Annotated in this window: 17 protein-coding genes and 3 tRNA genes; 13 read left to right on the forward strand and 7 right to left on the reverse strand. The window is 41.0% G+C overall.

Features of this window, described 5'->3' with window-relative positions:
• Window positions 1–35: 35 nt before the first annotated feature.
• The 7 genes from L2672_RS05925 to rsgA all read right to left on the reverse strand — a co-directional run bounded on the left by L2672_RS05925 (window position 36) and on the right by rsgA (window position 8,131).
• Window positions 36–1,163, reverse strand: a complete 1,128-nt coding sequence (locus tag L2672_RS05925; RefSeq protein ID WP_248994912.1) for a lipocalin-like domain-containing protein — start codon at window positions 1,161–1,163, stop codon at window positions 36–38.
• On the reverse strand, window positions 1,163–3,700 hold the full coding sequence (locus L2672_RS05930; RefSeq protein WP_248994913.1) for an ABC transporter permease: 2,538 nt from the start codon (window positions 3,698–3,700) through the stop codon (window positions 1,163–1,165). The genes L2672_RS05925 and L2672_RS05930 overlap by 1 nt, the downstream gene beginning before the upstream one ends.
• Window positions 3,697–4,401, reverse strand: a complete 705-nt coding sequence (locus L2672_RS05935; protein WP_248994914.1) for an ABC transporter ATP-binding protein — start codon at window positions 4,399–4,401, stop codon at window positions 3,697–3,699. The genes L2672_RS05930 and L2672_RS05935 overlap by 4 nt, the downstream gene beginning before the upstream one ends.
• Window positions 4,402–4,470: 69 nt before the next feature.
• Entirely contained in the window at window positions 4,471–5,190 is a 720-nt protein-coding gene (locus L2672_RS05940) for a glycerophosphodiester phosphodiesterase (RefSeq protein ID WP_248994915.1), read from the reverse strand.
• Between the two features lie 66 nt (window positions 5,191–5,256).
• Window positions 5,257–6,129 carry a DMT family transporter gene (locus tag L2672_RS05945; RefSeq protein WP_248994916.1) on the reverse strand — a complete coding sequence of 291 codons (873 nt, stop codon included), beginning with the start codon at window positions 6,127–6,129 and terminating at the stop codon, window positions 5,257–5,259.
• Between the two features lie 6 nt (window positions 6,130–6,135).
• A complete protein-coding gene (gene asd / locus L2672_RS05950) occupies window positions 6,136–7,002 on the reverse strand; it encodes an archaetidylserine decarboxylase (protein ID WP_248994917.1) in 867 nt (288 codons plus the stop codon).
• A gap of 64 nt (window positions 7,003–7,066) precedes the next feature.
• On the reverse strand, window positions 7,067–8,131 hold the full coding sequence (rsgA, locus tag L2672_RS05955; RefSeq protein ID WP_248994918.1) for a small ribosomal subunit biogenesis GTPase RsgA: 1,065 nt from the start codon (window positions 8,129–8,131) through the stop codon (window positions 7,067–7,069).
• A gap of 111 nt (window positions 8,132–8,242) precedes the next feature.
• Here rsgA and orn point away from each other — a divergent pair, with 111 nt between their 5' ends.
• The 13 genes from orn (at window position 8,243) to hflC (ending at window position 18,982) form a co-directional block, all read left to right on the forward strand.
• Window positions 8,243–8,788, forward strand: a complete 546-nt coding sequence (orn, locus tag L2672_RS05960; RefSeq protein WP_248994919.1) for an oligoribonuclease — start codon at window positions 8,243–8,245, stop codon at window positions 8,786–8,788.
• Window positions 8,789–8,983: 195 nt separating this feature from the next.
• Window positions 8,984–9,059, forward strand: a tRNA-Gly gene (locus tag L2672_RS05965).
• 228 nt (window positions 9,060–9,287) lie between these two features.
• Window positions 9,288–9,363, forward strand: a tRNA-Gly gene (locus L2672_RS05970).
• Between the two features lie 89 nt (window positions 9,364–9,452).
• Window positions 9,453–9,528 (forward strand) — tRNA-Gly (locus tag L2672_RS05975).
• 400 nt (window positions 9,529–9,928) lie between these two features.
• Window positions 9,929–10,384, forward strand: a complete 456-nt coding sequence (locus L2672_RS05980; RefSeq protein WP_248994920.1) for a hypothetical protein — start codon at window positions 9,929–9,931, stop codon at window positions 10,382–10,384.
• Between the two features lie 170 nt (window positions 10,385–10,554).
• Entirely contained in the window at window positions 10,555–11,013 is a 459-nt protein-coding gene (gene tsaE, locus L2672_RS05985; protein ID WP_248994921.1) for a tRNA (adenosine(37)-N6)-threonylcarbamoyltransferase complex ATPase subunit type 1 TsaE, read from the forward strand.
• A 2-nt stretch (window positions 11,014–11,015) separates the two neighbouring features.
• Window positions 11,016–12,338 (forward strand): N-acetylmuramoyl-L-alanine amidase, encoded by a 1,323-nt coding sequence (locus tag L2672_RS05990; RefSeq protein ID WP_248994922.1) that lies wholly within the window; start codon window positions 11,016–11,018, stop codon window positions 12,336–12,338.
• A 2-nt stretch (window positions 12,339–12,340) separates the two neighbouring features.
• Window positions 12,341–14,308 (forward strand): DNA mismatch repair endonuclease MutL, encoded by a 1,968-nt coding sequence (mutL, locus tag L2672_RS05995; RefSeq protein ID WP_248994923.1) that lies wholly within the window; start codon window positions 12,341–12,343, stop codon window positions 14,306–14,308.
• The gene (gene miaA / locus L2672_RS06000) at window positions 14,301–15,227 is read left to right on the forward strand and encodes a tRNA (adenosine(37)-N6)-dimethylallyltransferase MiaA (RefSeq protein ID WP_248994924.1); all 927 of its coding nucleotides are present in this window, start codon (window positions 14,301–14,303) and stop codon (window positions 15,225–15,227) included. The genes mutL and miaA overlap by 8 nt, the downstream gene beginning before the upstream one ends.
• A gap of 82 nt (window positions 15,228–15,309) precedes the next feature.
• Window positions 15,310–15,567: an RNA chaperone Hfq gene (hfq, locus tag L2672_RS06005; RefSeq protein WP_248994925.1), complete on the forward strand. Its 258-nt coding sequence runs from the start codon at window positions 15,310–15,312 to the stop codon at window positions 15,565–15,567.
• A 22-nt stretch (window positions 15,568–15,589) separates the two neighbouring features.
• On the forward strand, window positions 15,590–16,897 hold the full coding sequence (hflX, locus tag L2672_RS06010) for a ribosome rescue GTPase HflX (RefSeq protein WP_248994926.1): 1,308 nt from the start codon (window positions 15,590–15,592) through the stop codon (window positions 16,895–16,897).
• A 33-nt stretch (window positions 16,898–16,930) separates the two neighbouring features.
• Window positions 16,931–18,088 (forward strand): FtsH protease activity modulator HflK, encoded by a 1,158-nt coding sequence (gene hflK / locus L2672_RS06015; RefSeq protein ID WP_248994927.1) that lies wholly within the window; start codon window positions 16,931–16,933, stop codon window positions 18,086–18,088.
• A 3-nt stretch (window positions 18,089–18,091) separates the two neighbouring features.
• Window positions 18,092–18,982 (forward strand): protease modulator HflC, encoded by an 891-nt coding sequence (gene hflC / locus L2672_RS06020; protein ID WP_248994928.1) that lies wholly within the window; start codon window positions 18,092–18,094, stop codon window positions 18,980–18,982.
• The last annotated feature ends 300 nt before the right edge of the window (window positions 18,983–19,282 follow it).

Genomic DNA, 19,282 nt, shown 5'->3' on the forward strand with positions numbered 1-19,282 from the left:
GATAATTTAGTCAATCAATCGGTAGCAATAGCGTGTTAGTGATAGCCTGTGAGCTCCATATAGCCATTACCTTGGTGAGTGCCTGTGAAATAAATTGGTCCCTCCCAATAAGCAATTGACAGCGCCATATCACTTTGAGGATTTAACGCTTTGGTATGAAGCGAAATCTGTTCACTTTCAATATTAATTTGCCATTCAGTGGGGTGCTTACCTAATGCGGTTTGTGTCCAGGTTATTGGAGTCATTGAAATATCATTTGGGTTATCTCGGCTGTTGATATTTCTGCCGGTGCCGTCCTTATTCATTAGCCTTGCACTGTAAAATGCTGGATTTTCTGCGGTTCCCCTTAATTGAAATATCATTAAGGTTTGTTGTTCATTTAAGCGCAATGAAAACCAGTCCCAGCCTTGCTGTGACTTTGTCAGAAATTGAGAGCTCCACTCTCTGTCTAGCCATGCATCGCCTTGTACATTTTGCTGTTTACCATTGCGGGTAATACTGCCGGTGACTTTGATGAAAGGTTGGCTGTAATAATATGAAGCTACCGAGTTATCGGCGCTTTTAATACTGTAACCTTGGTCGCCTTGAAGCTGAAACTCTGTATCGCTGATGAGGGTTAATTGGTATGCAAAATCTTTGGTATCAACAGATAGCGTTGCTGGAAACATCTGGTTAGATTTGCTGCGCCACTGCCAATTTTTCAGTGCGACAGTAAATGGCTCTGTGTGAGTATAGGCTAGTTGTGGATGACCTCTTGACCAGTTTTGAGCTATTTGGTGACTATGGGTAGAGGTTAATGCAGCATGAGCGGTATAAAGCTGATTGGTCTGCCACTGATTAGGTGATAGTAAAGTCTGCTCTTGAGTGTTCTTGGGTGCTGATAAGGCTATTCTAAATTGAGTCCACTGAATACCTAACGGCTCACCTGATTCAGTCGTCAAGTTGGCGGTTAAATACCACCACTCTTGTTTGAAATCATTATGTGCTTGATGATCAAGTGGAAAAGTTAGCTTTTTACCTTGAACCACTTCAGTATAGCCCTCAGCACTTGAGCCCATGATTTTCCCCATACTTTGGGGAGCTTCGGGGGCTTGATTACACCCGCTAACGAGCAATAGAGTCGTCAATACAAGTATCATTGAGAGTCTATTGAGTGGGCTCATTATAATGCCTCCTGCTGCAGGCTTGATATTAACGGTTTGCGTGTTTGCCAGTATAGAGGAAGGGCAACAGCAAGCATGCAACTGATCACTGATATAAATACCACTTGAAGATAGCTAGCCCAATCCCAGACCATAGCAATACTCCACCCAAAGGCTTGCAAAGTAACTTTATTAATCACTAAATACCCCAGCAAGGCTCCCATCGGCATGGCTATGACACACGTTAATAACACCATGATTAGCATTTGAGCCAGTGCCATAAGCTGTAACTGTTTACGCGACACGCCCAAAGAATATAAGCGTGCTAATGGGGCTAAACGAGATTGCGTTAACATGGTTGCGGCGCTAAACAATCCAATGGCAGCAACAATTAACGTTAGGCTATTTAGTACCAAGGTAATTGAGAATGTTCTTTTGAAAATGGTGATAGCTTCAGCTTTTATTTTTTGTTGGCTATACATCGCTGAGCTTGATAAGCCAAAAGATTGCGATAGCTGGTTTTCTAAATCAGTAAGCTCACCGTTATAATCAACTGCTAAGCTAATGGGGGTAGGTGGCAGAGATGACTGCAACCATAATGTATCGCTAATAATGGCCTCTCCCATTGGATTTCCGTAATCAAAATAAATAGCACCAACGGTCAGTGTGGAAGCGATTTTATCTATATTAATGTTGTCACCTAATTTAAAGCCGTTTTTGATTGCTAACGGCTCACTTATCATTACTTGTTTGCCGCGAGTAAATTCAGGCCAAAAATTTGCTGTTTTGTCTTTCAATGCGGTGGTGGTTTTAAGTGATTCTAGGTCGCGACTGACTAATGATATGGCAATGGGTTGAGTTTGGTCAGCTTGGCGAATATGGGCGTCGGCGGTCCATTGGCTGTAGACGCCAGAAATATTGTCGTGTTGTTTTAGAAACACGGATAAATCGGTCATTTTTTCCGAGCCGGGTCGTATATATAAATCAGCATGTAATCGAGACTCTAACCAGTTTTTTAGGGTCACTTCAAAACTGCCTACTAATGTGTTCATTGATATATTGGCACAAATAGCCAGTAACATGGCCATCATAGCAAGTGACAATGGGGCAATAATTTGGCGGGCTTCAGCTATCGCGTATTGCGCTAAGCCTGTTAGATTAATTTGTTCAATAGCCGTCATCAAAAACGATAATAATCGAGGCAACATAAGCGGAATAGCGACGGTTACCCCTCCTAATAGCATTAAGCTGTATTGGTATTGTGTGGTAAACGCAAATAACGTGCAGCTAGTGATTAGCAGTATTAAACCAATATTGAATTGTTTTTTGTGCAAAGCACGATAACGTTGGCCTTGAGGTTGTTTATAGCTGGCTTGCGCCAGCGGGGTGCGAGTAAGGCTATGAATCATAGGAATACAGGCAAAAAATGCCGCAGATAAGGTTAGGCTTAACGCTTCAAAAAGCCACTGCCAGTGCCATATTCCAGGGGCTAATCTAGCCCCGTATAACTGCTCTAATGTTAATGCAACCATAGGCTGTAACCATTGCGACAATTGTAAGCCCACAATAAAGCCTAAGGCCGTGCCAATCATAACCAATACCACTAATTCGACCGCGAGCGAGATAATTAAGCTATTACGAGTAACTCCTTGCTGCATAAGCTGAACACATAGGCTTTGTCTTTTCATTAAGCTGTATCTTACGCCATTGTAGGCGATGAAGAGTCCCACTAAGAACGACAGCATGCCCATTGCTTTAAGGTTCAAATGAAAGCTATCTGTCAGGGCACTTAAAGAGGCTCCGTCATCATCAGCCTGAATCGATAACTGACTGATATCAATATTGGCATTTACCAGCGCTTGGTTTACCTGTTTTATAAGGCTAGTTTTAGATTGCGTATCAAAGGTGGGGTAAACCGCAATGTAACTTAATCGGCTAGGCTTATTTAGTAGTGTTTGCACTAGTGACAAATCGCCCAAAATAGCATTACCTAGCCCAGCATCATCACTAATAGCAATAACGTTTAAGTCAGTCTGATTTAGGCTTGCTATTCTACTAGGAGAAACGCGATCGGCTAATGACTGACTCATTATAATGGCAGGATAACCGGCTAATAATTGAGATAACGGAATATCGTGTTGAAACAAAACAGTATTGTGTTGCGAGGTTTGAATGGTTTGTTTAGGTGCCGTTTCGACAGATAACGCTGCAACAATATCATTGCCGGTAACTTGCCAACCTTGACCATTTGGCCCTGTCGCCACCCCTTCTAGCACGGGCAAACTGTTGATCCCCGCTTGCGATAATGCAAAGTAAACTTGCTCGTCAATATCAGCATCTATGGCAGGGTTAATATAAACACTAGCACGATGGCTGAGCAGTTCGGTGGCCTGGCTATAGCTATTGATGGCATTTTCATTGGTCGCTTTAATACCAATTAATAGTGTTACAGCTAGTATTATTCCAACTAAAATAGCGCTGGCTTGAATAGGCGCTTGGCGATAATGAGCGGCAAAAACCGTTAAGCAACGATAGCTAAGTAACAGTGATTGCTTCATTGGTGCTTTGCCGTACTATGGGTTTCAACTATTTGGCCTTGCTGCAAGTGCCACCGAGTTTGCATAAATTCAGCACATTGCTCACTGTGGGTCACCATTAAAATGCAGGTATTAGATTGTTTGGCTAAACGGGTTAATAAACTCATGACCTGCATGCCAGCTTGCTCATCTAAATTCCCTGTGGGTTCATCGGCAAGTAATAATGCGGGTTTATGGGCTAATGCTCTCGCTATCGCAACCCGTTGCTGTTGCCCGCCAGATAATGATTCAACATGACGATTTAATAGCGCAGTTAAGCCTAGTTGTTGGCATAATTCATCGCACCAACTTGACCATTTATGGTTATCTAAAGACAGTGAAAAAGCAATATTGTCTTTTACATTGAGTGGGGTAAGTAAATTAAACTGCTGAAAAACGACTCCCAAAGCACGTCTTCGAAACACACTCCATTGTTTATCTTGCCATTGCTGAGTGTCAGTGAGATCTGCACGGCTATTGACTAACTGCAGTTTGCCAGAGTCAGGTATTTCAAAGCCTGCTATGATGTTCAACAAGGTGCTTTTTCCACTGCCACTAGGTCCAGTTAAGGCGACTGTCTGGCCTTGGTGAAGCTGCAAGTTGACATCATTTAATACTTGATGAAAAGCCTCGCCATCCTTGAAGCCTTTGTGAATATTCTCCAGTGTTACCACGGTCTGCATTGTTAATCCTTTAAGGTCATAAATTGACATAAGCAGTGGCCAATACGCTAATACGCTAACAGATGATCATTATTCGAACCAGTCACTATAGTCCTTATGGTTTCCCTTGAGCGCTTGTAAGGCCTTGTCTGGATAGTTACTGAAAACACCGTCGACCCCTATGGATTGTAGAGCACGAATATCGTCTGCGTTATCAACAGTATAAACATACACTTTAGCGCCTCGTTGGTGAGCGTCATCAATGAGTGCTTTACTAACAAAGCTTAAATCTAAATGTACAGAGTAGGCATTTAAGTCTGTGACACATTTAGCTAAGTCTAGCGGAATTCCCCCTAGCAGTGGTGCTACATACGCATCAGCACAAGTCTGTTTAATTTGTGCTAAATAGGGGTGGTTGAAAGAACTGATGAGTATTTGTTGATGAGTAAATTTTAGCTGAGTGAAAATTTTAGGATAAAGATTGATGAGTGCAGATGCGGTGTCGTCACCTTTTAATTCAATATTAACCATGCAACGGCCGTTAATCAGTTCAAGCACCTGCCAAAGAGTAGGAATGGGTTGCTGCTTTACTGATAATTTAGGTAAGTCGCTGAAGGACAATTGTCGAATAAGCCCTTTACCGTTTGATTTACCTTCTAAGCGTCTATCATGAAATACCACTAATTGGCCTTCCACATTATGAACATCTAGCTCAATGGCTTGCACATTCATATCCAGTGCAGCCTGCATAGCAATTAAGGTATTTTCAGGTTGATAACCACTTGCACCGCGATGGGCAAAAATGAGCATGGCGTATTCCTAAGTCAATAAACAACATCATTACAGTGCTAATTTGGTTTTATTTCAATGGTATGGCTATGGCTTGTTTCTTTTATGGTTCTGTTGGGTTTCAAAAATAGCCGTGGCAACAATAATGCTTCCACCGATTAAAGTTTGCATTGATAACTGTTCTCCAAGAATAATTAGCGCTAACACCGCCCCATAGAAAGGCTGTAAACACGACACTAAACCGACAGTCTTAGCACTTAAATAGCGCAATGCTGAGGTAAACAAAGCATGGGGCGCAGCGGTAAACACAATACCCAGTAAAATAATTAAACCGCTAGTGTGAAGTGTTAAATCGTCTGTTGAGACATCCTGCCATGGCAGTAAGAAAATCACCGCCACTAATGTTTGATAAAACATGGCATGGGGGCCGCTGTAGTCGGTGAAGTATTTTTTATGCAGTATATTTCGTGCGGTAAACAACATGGCTGAAAAAACGCCAACAATAATCCCAAGGGTAATGTCGTTATCAAGGTTAGGCTCTGGGATTAATAGAATCACCCCAAAAAGTACGGCTAAACCGGAAAAAATATCGACCCATTTTAATTGAGTTTTATTAATCAATGGCTCAATTAACACCGTCATCACGGGGTAGGTGAAAAAAGCAATCATTCCAATGGCAACGGAAGATAATTGCATGGAAGCAAAATAGGTGACCCAGTGACTACAGACAATAACGCCTAAAATGATGGCGATGAAATAATCTTTCTTATGCTTTAGTGATAACACCTGTTTACTGGCTTTAACTAATATAGCTAGTACCACAGCCGCCACAATACAACGTAAAAAGGTAATGTTAAGGGCACTTAAAGGAATTAATTTAGAAAATAATGCCGTACCACCAAATAGCAGTACGGCAAGATGGACTTCTATTAACCCAGTGCGGTTAGTTGCGTTACTCAATGAAGGCTACTTAATGTTTAAATGTGCAAATGCTTGACCCATACGAGTTGTTTCGCCTGGCTCAACGCCTTGGGCAAAATCACTAAGGGCATCTTCAGCAAATAGCATAACGACAGTGCTACCTAACTTGAATCGACCCATTTCAGCGCCTTTTTCAAGGGTGAGGGCATCAGGGCCTGTTGTTGGGTAATCCCAGCTAAATACTTGCTTACCGCCAGGTGGGGTAACCGTTCCAGCCCAAACGGTTTCAATACTAGCCACAATAGTTGCCCCCACTAAAACCATAGCCAAAGGGCCAACTTCGGTTTCGAATATCGCCACAACACGTTCATTTCGGGCAAATAACCCAGGAACATTTTGTGCGGTTAATGGGTTAACTGAAAATAAATCACCAGGAACGTACGTCATTTTCGACAAGGTACCTTTAATAGGCATATGAATACGATGGTAATCTTTTGGTGCTAAATAAATGGTTGCAAAATCCCCTTTATCAAAACGGTCAGCATCGGCTTTGTCACCACCCAATAAAGCTTGAGAAGTATAACTATGACCTTTTGCTTGGAATATGTTGCCAGCTTCAATAGGGCCGCATTGGCTTACCGCACCATCAACAGGGTGAGCCATAATATCGTGTTGGTCGTTAATTGGGCGTAAACCATCTTTTAATTCACGGGTAAAAAATGCATTAAATGTCTTATATGCTTCAGGCTCGCTTTTAGCCGCTTCAGACATATCAATTTTGTATTGTTTAATGAACCACTTAATAAAAGCAGTGGTTAATGCGCCAGCTTCAGCCGCGGCAAACTTACCGACTAAACGAGATAAAAAGTGTTTTGGCATGATGTATTGCAATGCAATTTTTAATGAATCCAATTTTGTTCCCTTACTTTATTTAATCTGGATGTAACTGTACCTTGAGCGAGTTATCAAGGTAGTTTTATATATCGTCAATGGCTCTGAAATGTCTTGCGTGACGTTGTTCATCAAGGCTAGCAATAATTCTTTGGTAATTACTAAAGCGATCTTGCGCTATTTTACCTTGCTTTAAGGCATCTTGCAGTGCACAACCTGGGTCATCACCGTGTTTGCAGTCTCTAAACTTACAAGTACCTAAAAAGTCTCTAAATTCGATAAAACACCAGCCAACTCGTTGAGCATCTAAGTGCCATAAGGCAAACTCACGTACGCCTGGAGAGTCGATTAAGTCACCACCGCTAGCAAAGTGTAATAGTTTAGCGGTTGTGGTGGTGTGTTGTCCTAAACCCGAGTTATCTGATACGTCGCCAATGAGTAAGTCAGCCTCTGGCATTAGTGCGTTAATTAACGAAGACTTACCCACACCGGACTGCCCAGCAAAAACGCTGACTTTATCTTTCAATAAGCTTTTTATCTCATCAGTCCCTTCGCCTGTATGGCTGCTAAGCTGATAAACAGGGTAGCCAATATCGCGATATCGTTGCAAAGCTTGTTCAATTTCAGGACGGTTTTGGTCATCCAAAAGATCAATTTTATTCAATACAATAACCGGATCAATGCCGGTATCTTCACAAGCGACTAAATATCGGTCAATAATTTGGGTGGTAAAGCTTGGGAGTACTGAAGATACAATGAGAATTTGATCAATGTTGGCGGCAATAATTTTAACGCCGTCATAAAGATCAGGCCTTGTTAGGGACGAGGTTCGAGGGTGAACCGCTTCAACAATACCGCCAATATTCGAACCAGATTGAACTTCTGTGGCTAATCTAACGACAACTTTGTCACCAGTGACTAAACTTGTTACGGCTCGGCGAATGTTGCAACGAGTAACCGTACCGTCTTGGGTTTCAATATCGGCATGCTGGCCAAAGCGAGAAATGACCACGCCTGATTGTTCAGGTGTGAGTAAATGATCTTGAATATCAATACTTTCCTGGGCGGATTCATTGCGCTTTAGTCGTTTTGATTGATTGGCACGCATGCGCCTTAATTGGCCTTGGCTTAGGGGTTTCTTTTTACTCACGGGCGGTTCTTCATTAATAAAAGTGTTTTTTTGTGTCTTAAAAAGATTATGATACACCCAATGGAACAAAAAAGCCTGAATTTAGGCCGATAGATAGAATAAGGCGAATAAATGTCTATAGATGCTAATAATTTAATCTGGGTTGATCTGGAAATGACGGGCTTAGAGCCTGCGGTTGATAGAATCATTGAAATTGCCACCTTGGTAACAGATCAAGATCTAAACATTATTGCCCAAGGACCTGTTTTAGCGATTCATCAATCTGATGAGGTTTTAGCTGGAATGGATGATTGGAATCAAAAACATCATGGTGAGTCGGGGTTAATCGAGCGTGTTAAGGCAAGCCAGTACTCTGAGCAAGATGCCATTCAATTAACTATTGATTTTCTGTCTCAATATGTGCCTAAAGGGGCTTCACCAATGTGTGGTAATAGCATTGGCCAAGATAGACGCTTCTTAAACAAATATATGTTGGAATTAGAAGATTATTTCCATTATCGCAATATTGATGTCAGCACGATTAAAGAATTAGTGCGTCGTTGGCAGCCAGAAACGATGAATGGTTTTTCTAAGAAAAATACCCATCAAGCCTTAGAAGATATTAAAGAATCAATTGCAGAATTGCAGTTTTATCGCGCAGAGGTATTTAAAATTTAAGCAAACGATTCATTTTTTGAAAAAAGAGGTTGCAGAGGAATAAATATTACCTATAATGCGGCCTCAACTTTCTACAGAGCACCAAACTCTGAGTTCTAGAAAGTGGAATATTTTTATTTTTAGAAGCGACATTAGCTCAGTTGGCACAGGTTGAAAGACGATACCTTGCTGGATGTGAAAATGAAGCACAAAGAAGCGACATTAGCTCAGTTGGTAGAGCGATACCTTGCCAAGGTATAGGTCATCGGTTCGAACCCGATATGTCGCTCCAAAATTTAATATTTCAGATGCGACATTAGCTCAGTTGGCACAGGTTGATAGACGATACCTTGCTGAATATGAACATGAAGCACAAAGAAGCGACATTAGCTCAGTTGGCACAGGTTGATAGACGATACCTTGCTGAATATGAAAATGAAGCACAAAGAAGCGACATTAGCTCAGTTGGCATAGGTTGATAGACGATACCTTGCTGAATGTGAAAATGAAGCACAAAAAAGCGACATTAGCTCAGTTGGTAGAGCGATACCTTGCCAAGGTATAGGTCATCGGTTCGAACCCGATATGTCGCTCCAATTTTTAAATATTTCAGATGCGACATTAGCTCAGTTGGCACAGGTTGATAGACGATACCTTGCTGAATGTGAAAATGAAGCACAAAGAAGCGACATTAGCTCAGTTGGTAGAGCGATACCTTGCCAAGGTATAGGTCATCGGTTCGAACCCGATATGTCGCTCCAAAATTCAAATATCTCCAATATCTCCAATACCTCAGTTGCGACATTAACTCATTTGTGTTTCTTACCGATCGCGATACCTTTCTTTTTCCAAGCCAGTTTAGCTTACTTAAAGTCGTCATCGGTTTGTTGTGGTACGGTGGTTTTAGTCACCTTATCGCAACTAAGTTCCTATCATTGGTTTTAAAACGTTTAATAGTATGCTTAATTCTTACTTAACTGCCTAAAACTTAATCAAAATCAATAAGGTGATCCACAACTCAATTCTTTAACATTTTCTAATATAAATAGTAAATACAGTTCAAAAGTATGAGCTTGTTCAAATAATTGTTAATAAAAATTAATAATAATGAAGTTAACAACAAATCTAACAGTGTCAGCTCAACATTCGAGGAAGTGATATATGCGTATTCAGCAACTAAGTGAATTACTTGATTACATAGCTAAATGTCGTTTAGATATGGGAAAGTTATATAAGCGTTTACATGCTAATGCTGACTCTTCAAGAGTTAAATTGATGCTGGAGTATTTTCAACAGCATGAAAAACATATCCATGACACGCTTGAAAGTTATATTGAAGATGCCCCTGCAAAAATATTAGATACATGGTATCAAGATATTGTATTTGAAGATTTTTTGAAGCGTTGTAATGATACCGTATTACCTGCAAGCATGGATGAAGAGCAAGTTTTAGAGTTACATCTAGATCTTGAAAACCGTTTAATTGGTTTGCTTGAGAAAGCTGAAGAGTTGACTTCATCAAATGATGCAAAAAGTGCATTGCAGGATGTTATCCGTGTGGCACAAACTCAACAAAAGCGTTTAGTGCATAGTGTACTGCGGATGGATGATATTTAACTTATCGTGGTTTTGACACTTTAGCTTTATCCCGGTCTCATTGATGCCAACAATCGAAAGTTTGTTGGCATTTTTATTTGTAAAAGCCTCATCAAGCTGTAGGAGTTAACGTAACAACTCTGGTATATTGTCGGTTTGAATTTCTTTTATGAAGTATTTGGCTACGTAATATGACTTCTATCGTTAAAAATCTTGAAAATGAACACGCTACAGTAGCTATGGGGCAGCTTATTGCGCAAGGGCTCACGCCACCATTAACCATTTTTTTAACAGGAGATTTAGGTGCCGGAAAAACCACGTTAAGTCGTGGTATTATTCAATCTCTTGGGCATGAAGGCGCGGTAAAAAGCCCTACATATACACTGGTTGAACCTTACGAATTAGCGAATGTTGATGTTTTTCATTTTGACTTATATCGTGTTGCAGACCCAGAAGAGCTTGAGTTTATGGGAATTCGTGATTACTTTAATCAAAACAGTATTTGTATTGTTGAATGGCCTGAACATGGACAAGATTGTTTGCCTTCAGCTGACCTCCATATCCATTTAAGTTATCAAGATAATCAGCGAGAAATGACCATTAGTGCCGAGTCTACTCTCGGACAAACAATATTAACTAAACTAAAATAATAATGACTCTACATAAAGCCATATTTTCACTGACCTTTTGGGTACTACTGTGTGCATCGTTTAATGCGAATAGTGCCAATGATCTCGATAGCGTTCGAGTTTGGGCTGCGCCTGAGTCTACTCGGGTTGTATTTGATCTGTCTGACTCGCCTCAATATGATTCTTTTACCTTAACTGAGCCTGACCGTTTGGTGGTGGATATTAAAAACACCAAGAATAAGGTGAAGTTAGATAACGTTAATAATAATAGTAAACTCATTAAACGTATCAGAACCAGCAAACCGCCGGCTAAAGGCACATTAAGAATCGTTATAGATTTAACCAAAGCGACTAAATCTAACTTATTCACGCTTCCTCCCACCGCCCCTTATGGCAATCGTTTGGTGGTTGATTTGGATGATTCTTTTAGTGCAGAAGCAAGATCAAAAACAGTAACCCAATCAACGGACACTAACCGAGACATTATTGTTGCTATTGACGCAGGTCATGGTGGAGAAGACCCAGGGTCTATCGGACCATCGGGGACTTATGAAAAAAGGGTTGTTTTAGCTATCGCAAAGCGCTTGGCAGACAAGATTAATTCGACTCCGGGTATGCAAGCGGTGATGACGCGCACTGGAGATTACTTTGTTGATTTAAACCGCCGTTCAGAACTAGCCAGAAGAAATAAGGCAGACTTATTGTTGTCTATTCATGCTGATGCATTTACTTCTCCTCAACCTAGGGGAGCCTCTGCATGGGTATTATCGATGAGTCGCGCAGATAGTGAATTAGGTCGTTTATTAGAACACACCGAAAAACACTCTGAGTTATTAGGTGGAGTCGGCGATATTATTCAAAATTCTGACGTGGAAAAGTATTTAGTACAAACGCTTATCGATATGCAAAAAAACAATTCGATGGTAATGAGTAACGATATCGCAAAAGATATTTTAACTGATTTAGGCAGTGTCACTCACTTGCATAAGCGCTCCCCTGCAGCTGCGAGTCTGGCGGTGCTGAAAGCGGCGGATATTCCTTCGATTTTGATTGAAACAGGCTTTATTTCTAATCCTTCGGAAGAAAAGTTGCTGTTAAATCGTAATCATCAACAGAAATTAGCCGATGCGATTCATCGAGGTGTGGTGCGTTATTTTGAAGCCAGCCCGCCATCAGGTACTCTTTTTGCTCAGCGATCAAATATAAAACATAAAGTGAAGTCTGGAGAGTCGTTATCGGTTATCGCTAGACGATATGGTGTTTCTGTCGCAGGAATAAAAAAAGCTAATAACTTAAAGTCTGATGTCGTGCGTATTGGGCAAAACTTGGTGATCCCGAGAGTATAAACATGGCTATTCAACTACTTCCACCTCAACTTGCAAACCAAATCGCTGCTGGCGAAGTGGTAGAGCGCCCCGCATCTGTGGTAAAGGAATTAGTTGAAAATAGCCTAGATGCAGGTGCAACACGAGTTAATATCGATATCGAACGTGGTGGCAGTAAGTTAATCAGAATTAGAGACAACGGCGCAGGTATTCCTAAAGAAGAGTTGGCCTTAGCGTTATCTCGACATGCAACTTCTAAAGTCCATAGTTTAGATGACTTAGAGGCCATTTTAAGCTTTGGTTTTCGGGGTGAGGCATTAGCAAGTATTAGCTCTGTCGCGCGACTGTCGTTAACCTCTAAAACGGCCGAACAAACAGAGGCGTGGCAAGCTTTCGCAGAAGGCTCGCAAATGGATGTTAAAGTGACCCCCGCAGCCCATCCGCAAGGTTCAACCATTGAAGTGGTTGATTTGTTTTTTAATACGCCTGCCAGAAGACGCTTTTTGAAAAGCGATAAAACAGAATTTAGTCATATTGATGAATGGTTGAAACGTATTGCCATTGCACGGTCAGATATTCACTTTACCCTAACGCATAATGGCAAACAGGTAAGGCAATATCGACCCGCAAATACTGACATTCAACATCAGCAACGTATGGGCCAAATTTGTGGTCGTCAGTTTGCTGAAAATGCCCTAAACGTTGCTTGTGAGCACGATGGACTGTCGCTGAAAGGGTATCTTCAATCCCCATTTGATACGGTGGTCAGCGACAGTAATTATTTCTATGTCAATGGCCGGTTAGTGAGAGACAAGCTGGTCAATCATGCGGTAAAACAAGCTTTTGCTGAGCAAGGAATTGAGCACCTACCTGGCTATGTGTTGATGCTGTCGTTAGACCCACATCAAGTAGACGTGAATGTTCATCCTGCTAAACATGAAGTGCGTTTTCATCAGTCACGCTATGTTCATGATTTTATTTTACAAGCTTTGCAGTCAGCACTAATACAAATTCATCAAGTATTGCCCACTGTTGATAATTCAGCAAATGAGCGGGATAACAGTATTGCTGCTGAACAAATTGGCAGTGGTCAACATGACCCCGCATCTACCGTACAATCATCTAACATACAATACGGTGAACGCCATTTTGAACTAGAGACATCCTCCAATAGTGGCACTGGGTCATCTAGCCATCAAGTAAGACATAACAGTATTAGTGAGTTTGGCCGTATGCAGGTGCCTGGCCAGTCAAACCATTCGTTTGGTGGGTACTCTTCAAGTTCACCCACGCGTTATGATAGCTCAATTAAAGATTCAAGCTCTAGCCGAACACAATATGTCCCGTCCACAGGTCAGTCTATTTCTAAATCGGCAATCGACTCTTATGGGCAGTTATTACAGGTTGATGTGCCATTAGTTAGTCATAACGGTGCCATGGCGGATAAGTCGCTTAATGATGTTTATACTGCAGATATGCCTCAAGTATTGAATCAACAGTATTGGGTCATAGTGACAGAAAATGAACTAAGATTAATGTCTATCAAGCGGGTGTTGTTAACGGTTATCCAGCAGGAAGTGTTGGCTAAATTAGCTACGGGACTGGTTAGCCAACCCTTGTTAATGCCCGTTTCAGTCAAAGTTGATGCTCATTGGCAAGAAACGATTGCAACTAATGAACAACTTTTACGCCAACTCGGTATTGAACTAACAATTCGATATGGGCAGTTGATAATTAAAAAAGTGCCCCCATACTTAAGAGACAGCCAGCTTGCTAGCATTATTCCCGAATTATTGCAGTGGATGGAAGCAACACCACCCAATAATGAAGCGCTTGCATTATGGGTTGCTCAACATTCGAACGATCAAGTTGCGTCAGCGCAAACTATTTGGCAAAAGTTTTGTCTGTTAGAAGATACGATAAAAGAAACAATTTTAGCCGAGGCCAAAACCTTGCCTTGGCAACAATGGGTTGAAGATATAAGTGAATAATTTTGAGCGTCCCAAGATCGTTTTTTTAATGGGACCGACAGCTTCAGGTAAAACATCACTGGCGATTCAAATGGCTCAGCAACATAATTGCGAGCTAATTTCAGTAGATTCGGCATTAATATACCGTGATATGAATATTGGCACTGCCAAACCAACGGCTGAAGAACAAGCTCAGGCGCCTCATAAATTAATCGATATTATTGACCCAAGTGAGAGTTATTCTGCTGCAGACTTTCGAAAAGATGCCTTAATTGAAATTGAAAGAATTATTGCTAAAGGTAAAACCCCGCTATTAGTTGGCGGAACCATGATGTATTTTAAGGCGCTTTTAGAAGGATTATCACCTTTACCTGCAGCGGATGAAGCTATTCGTCAGCAAATTCAACAGCAAGCGGACGCCCAAGGTTGGGATGCATTACATAAGCAACTTTGTGAAATAGACCCTGTTGCTGGTGAGCGGATTCACCCAAATGATCCGCAAAGATTATCTAGAGCGCTAGAAGTTTTTCACATCACAGGTAAAACAATGACTGAGCTAACTCAGACTAAGTCAGAAAAATTACCTTACGATGTAGTGCAATTTGCCATTGCGCCTACTGACAGAAAAGTATTACATGAGTTAATTGCCAAACGCTTTTTACTTATGATAGAACAAGGTTTTGAACAAGAAGTTGCCCAACTCAAGGCGCGAGGTGATTTACATTTAGACTTACCTTCAATGCGTTGTGTCGGTTACCGACAGTGTTGGCAATATCTTGATAATGAATTTGACCATGAGACTATGGTCGAAAAAGCGACTGCTGCTACTAGGCAATTAGCCAAACGTCAATTAACATGGTTAAGAAGCTGGCCTGATATACAATGGCTTGAAAGTGGCGATGAAAGGAATTTAGTTACACTTATGCGAGAAAGCCGCTAGCTAATTAGCTGTTACTGTATAATACTAAAAACTAAACAATAAAATTTTAATTTTGTATTTTAAAAGAAAAAGGAAATAAAAAATGGCTAAGGGGCAATCTTTACAAGATCCATTTTTAAACGCGTTACGTCGTGAGCGTGTACCCGTTTCAATTTATTTAGTAAACGGAATTAAGCTACAGGGACAAGTTGAGTCTTTTGACCAATTCGTTATTTTGCTTAAAAACACCGTAAGCCAAATGGTGTATAAACATGCCATTTCAACCGTTGTTCCAGCTCGTCCATTTAATGTAACAGGCCATCAAGGTCCTAATGCATCTGATGAAGACAGTGCTGAATAATAACTTAAAAGGATAAAGCTTCTTGTTTGATCGTTATGAAGCGGGCGAAACAGCAGTACTTGTTCATATCGAGTTCTCTGATGAAGAGCGTCGTGAAGATTTATTGGAATTACAACTATTAGTAGAGTCAGCAGGTGCTCGCTCTGTTGGGGTAATAACAGGAAGTCGTCGCTCACCTGACCGTAAATTTTTTGTGGGTACAGGTAAAGCAGAAGAGCTAGCAGCTATGGTTGCTGCTACAGAAGCCAATGTGGTGATATTTAATCATGCACTTAGCCCAGCACAAGAGCGTAATCTTGAAGCTGTGTGCCAATGTAGAGTATTAGATAGAACAACATTAATTTTAGATATTTTTGCTCAACGAGCCCGAACTCATGAAGGTAAGTTACAAGTGGAGCTAGCGCAATTGCGCCACATGTCAACACGCCTAATTAGAGGTTGGACTCACCTTGAGCGTCAAAAAGGTGGTATCGGGATGCGAGGGCCTGGGGAAACTCAGCTCGAAACCGATAGACGTTTACTTAGAGGCCGAATTAAAAACATTAATCGACGCCTTGAAAAAGTAGATAAACAACGTGGGCAAAGCCGCAGAGCTCGACAGCGTAGTGATATGTCTACTGTATCGTTAGTGGGTTATACCAATGCGGGTAAATCAACCTTATTTAATGCATTAACGTTAGCGGATGTATACGCTGCGGATCAATTGTTCGCCACACTTGATCCCACACTACGTAAATTAGATTTACCCGATGGAGCCGTGTTTTTAGCCGACACCGTTGGGTTTATTCGTCATTTACCCCATGATTTAGTTGCGGCTTTTAAAGCAACTTTACAAGAAACTCGTGAAGCAGATTTACTTTTACACGTTGTTGATTGTGCTGATGAAAACATGACTGAAAATTTTGACCAAGTACAAGACGTGCTTGAAGAGATTGAAGCCGATGAAATCAGCCAGTTGGTTGTGTGCAATAAGATTGATTTGCTTGAAGATTTTGCCCCTCGTATTGATTATAACGACGAAGGCAAACCTGAAAGAGTTTGGGTATCTGCACAAAAACGCATTGGATTTGATCTGTTGTTACAGGCAGTTACTGAGCTAATTGGTACCGTCATATATCAACGGACTTTGAAAATACCAGCGTCTGCTGGACATTATCTTGGCCAGTTTTATCGACTGGATGCAATACAGCAGAAAGACTATGACGATCTGGGGAACTGTATTTTATCTGTTCGTTTATCGGAAGCCGATTGGCGCCGATTAGTGAAACAGAGTCAGGGGGCATTAGAAACTTATGTTTTTGAACCATCAGAAGCAGAAGTAACTTGTTAATCTCATTTATTTCATCCAATTATGGAGTGCTAAATGGCTTGGAATGAGCCCGGTAACAAGGGTAATAAAGACCCTTGGGGAAATAAAGGTGGTAACGATAAAGGACCACCGGATCTCGACGAAGTTTTTCGTAATCTTTCAAAACGCTTTGGTGGCAAAGGCGGTGGGAGTGCTTCAGGGCAACCCTTTAACACAACCGTTTTAGTTACTATTTTAGTAATAGCGTTAATCATATGGGGCTTATCAGGGCTCTACACGGTTAAAGAAGCCGAGCGTGGCGTAAAGCTTCGTTTTGGTGAATATGTTGGTGAAGTAGGACCAGGCTTACATTGGAAAGCGACTTTTATTGATGAAGTTTTTCCTGTGGATGTTAAAACCTACCGCACAATACCGGCATCAGGTAGCATGCTGACCTCTGATGAAAACGTCGTGAAAGTTGAGCTTGTTGTGCAGTACAGCATTCAAGATGCTTACTCTTACGTTTTCAGCGCGGTAGATGCTAACGAAAGTTTACGCGAAGCGACCGACAGTGCTTTACGTTATGTTATTGGCCATAATGAAATGGACGATATCTTAACGACTGGACGTGATGCTATTCGTCGCGATACATGGCGTGAACTTGAGCGTATTATTGAGCCGTATAAATTAGGGCTTAAAATTGAAGATGTGAACTTTTTGCCTGCGCGTCCACCTGAAGAAGTGAAAGATGCTTTTGATGATGCGATTTCAGCGCAAGAGGATGAACAGCGTTTTATTCGTGAAGCAGAAGCTTATTCTCGTGAAATTGAACCTAAAGCTCGTGGACAAGTTGAACGTATGGCGCAACAAGCTAATGCGTATAAGCAACGTGTTGTTCTAGAAGCTGAAGGTAAAGTGGCGCGATTCAAACAGCTACTTCCTGAATATAAAGCGGCTCCAGAAGTCACACGCAAACGTTTATATTTAGATGCTATGCAAGAAGTGATGTCTGATACCAATAAAGTGCTTATTGATGCAAAAAATAACGGTAATTTAATGTATCTTCCGTTAGATAAATTAATGAACAACGACAAAGCTAACCGTAAAGCGGTTGAGCCTGAAGTTGAGCGTCACATTAATTCTGTGTCAGGAAGTTCTTCTACACCAATGACCAGTATTCCGTCAGATGGTCGACTCACTCGTGAAGAGCGTAGTCGACAAGGGAGGGGCTAAGCCATGGGTAGAATTGGTTTAATTATTCTTGTTGTTATCCTCGGCATTGGCTTCTCGTCAGTGATGGTGGTTAATGAAGGTGAGCGTGCGATTGTTTCTCGTTTCGGTAAAGTGGTTAAAGACAATATCGACGGCGAAGAAGTGACACGCGTATTTGCTCCAGGTTTACATTTTAAATGGCCTGTGGTTGATAAACCTCGTTACATGGACGCACGTATTCAAACATTAGATGGTGCAGCTGACCGTTTTGTGACTTCTGAAAAGAAAGACTTAATGGTTGATTCATACGTTAAATGGCGTATTAGTGATTTTGAAAAGTACTACCTTTCTACCAATGCTGGTATTAAGGCAAATGCTGAACGATTACTACAAGCTAAAATTAGTAATGATTTACGTACTGAGTTTGGTCGCCGTACAATTAAAGAAATTGTTTCTGGCAAACGTGATGAGTTGCAAATTGATGCGCTAACGAATGCGTCTGAAAGTGCTGAAAACCTAGGTATTGAAGTTGTCGATGTTCGTGTTAAGCAAATTAACTTACCCGCAAACGTCAGTAACAGTATTTATCAGCGTATGCGTGCAGAACGTCAAGCTGTTGCCAAAGAGCATCGTGCTCAAGGTAAAGAACAGGCTGAAATTATTCGCGCTACAACAGATGCTAATGTTACCGTAAAAGTTGCAGGTGCTGAAAGAAACGCGCTGACAATTCGAGGTGAAGGTGATGCGTTAGCCGCTAAAATTTATGCGGACGCCTTTAGCCAAGATCCTGAGTTTTACGGTTTTATCCGTAGTCTAGAAGCTTACAAAGAAAGTTTTGCAGGCAACTCAGATATTATGGTGTTAGAGCCTGATAGCGACTTCTTCAAATATATGAAGTCTATTGACGGTAAATAACCGCATAAATGCAGTTTGATAAAAGGCCCGATAACTATCGGGCCTTTTTTGTGGTTGTTTTTTGTGCAAGCTGTTAATCGTTCCAAATAAAAAATAATTTTTTTGTATTAATACTAAATTGACTAATTTAGATATTTTGTATTTAGTTAAAATCATTAAAAATCAGTATCTTGATGAGTTGTGTATGATGTGTTTTTTCGAAAAAACATTCACTTTGATGCTAAAAAATAAACATTTTTTAATCAAAGCCACAAAATCCGCAATTTAGTTGTGTCTTTTGACTATGATCTGCTTCTAATT

The sequence above is a fragment of the Shewanella gaetbuli genome (genome assembly GCF_023284065.1).
Lineage (GTDB): Bacteria > Pseudomonadota > Gammaproteobacteria > Enterobacterales > Shewanellaceae > Shewanella > Shewanella gaetbuli.